The sequence below is a fragment of the Leucobacter chromiireducens genome (genome assembly GCF_003917135.1).
GTDB lineage: Bacteria > Actinomycetota > Actinomycetes > Actinomycetales > Microbacteriaceae > Leucobacter > Leucobacter chromiireducens_A.
Genome location: NZ_RPDI01000072.1, coordinates 1 through 1,454 on the forward strand (window position 1 = coordinate 1; position 1,454 = coordinate 1,454).

The 1,454-nt window shown below is 77.3% G+C and carries 1 protein-coding gene and 1 pseudogene; one reads left to right on the top strand and one right to left on the bottom strand.

Annotated elements, in window-relative coordinates; translation table 11 throughout:
• A partial coding sequence (locus tag EGM46_RS14490; protein ID WP_206427600.1) for a hypothetical protein occupies window positions 1-1,076 on the bottom strand: 1,076 nt, incomplete at its 3' end.
• 168 nt (window positions 1,077-1,244) lie between these two features.
• On the opposite strand from EGM46_RS14490, the pseudogene EGM46_RS14495 reads away from it, so the two are divergent.
• Window positions 1,245-1,454 (top strand): annotated as a pseudogene (locus EGM46_RS14495) (AAA family ATPase); the annotation flags it as partial.

Below are 1,454 nucleotides of genomic sequence, written 5' to 3' on the forward strand. Positions count from 1 at the left end.
GCGGTCGCTCCCGCGCCGCCCGGCGCAGCCCCGGCCTCGGCCGGCAGACGCGCCGAGGCGTCGTCATCGCGCCCGGCCTCGTGCTCCGCGGCGATCGCCGCCTCCCAGAACGCGCCAGCGCCGGGCAGCGGGGTCTCCAGCATGCGCTCGACAAAGCCGGCTTGCTCGGCCGCGAACAGGTCGGCGCCCTCCGCCCGCTCCTTCCCCTCGCCGGCTCGGGCGCGCTCCTGCTCGTCCGCGGCGGCGTCCGAGGCGCCCTCGCTCAGCTCGGCATCAGCGCCGGGCGACGCCTCGTCGCCGTCGCCGGCCCCGCCGTCGCTGCCGGTGCTCAGGGCGTCGGGGGTATCGGGGTCGTTGGTGTCGGGGTCGTTAGTGTCGGGGTCGCGTGCCTCGCCGCCCGGGGCGTCTCCGCCTGCGTCGAGTCCGCGCCCGGCGAGGTCCGCGGCGAGCAGGCGCTCGTACGGCGGGAGCAACAGTACGAGCGCACGCTCATAGCGCTGCAGGGCAGGCCGTGCCGCGTCGGGAGCGAGCACGAGCGCGAGCGCGTCGGCGGCGTCGCCAGCGGCGTCGGCGAGCCGTTGCAACTCCGCGGCGACCAGCGGGTCGACGCGCGCGTCCGGGGATCCCAGCCCGAGGCCCCTGGTGAGGAGCAGCACGACCCACTGCAGGTGCCTGGGCAGCGTCTCGAGATCGGTCGGCAGGCTCCGCGCGAGCGCCGCGGCGAGGGGCGCGCGCACCCCAGGCAGCGCCTGCAGCAGTTCGCGCGCGGCCTGCAGCCGGCTCACCACGTCGAGCAGCGGGGCCAGCTCGGGCCGCTGAGCCACCACCGAGTCCCGCCGCCGCGCACGCGCCGGGGCGAGGCGCGCGGCACGCGGCCCCTCCCAGAGGTGCAGCAGTGCGAGCGCGACCGCCTCACGCGCGGGATGGCCGCGGACCCCGTACCAGCCGAGCCCCACGCGGAGCACGCCGTCCGCGAGGAGCCAGTGCTCCCCCTCGCTCACCTCGATCGGAACGCCGAGCACCGCCCCCGCAGCCGCGAGGCGTGCACGCAGCTCCGTTTCCGCCGCACTCGCCATGCACTCACCCTAACCCCACGCCGCCGCGCTCAGCCCGCGCGGCGCGGTCAGCAGCGCGCCGGGTGATAGCGTGACGAGCATGCACTCCTTCGACCACACCGCGGTCCTCGCCGAGGCCCNAGCCCGCGCGGCGCGGTCAGCAGCGCGCCGGGTGATAGCGTGACGAGCATGCACTCCTTCGACCACACCGCGGTCCTCGCCGAGGCCCGCGAACTGCAGGCTGAACTGCGGCGCGTGCGTCGCGCGATCGCGGCAGAGGGAGACGATGCGCTGCGCGCCGAGCACCAGGCCGACCACGACGCGCGGGCGGCGGAGCTCGCCGCGCTCGCCGCAGACCCGCAGCACCGTGCGGCCCTCGACGCCGCGCTGACCGCCCGG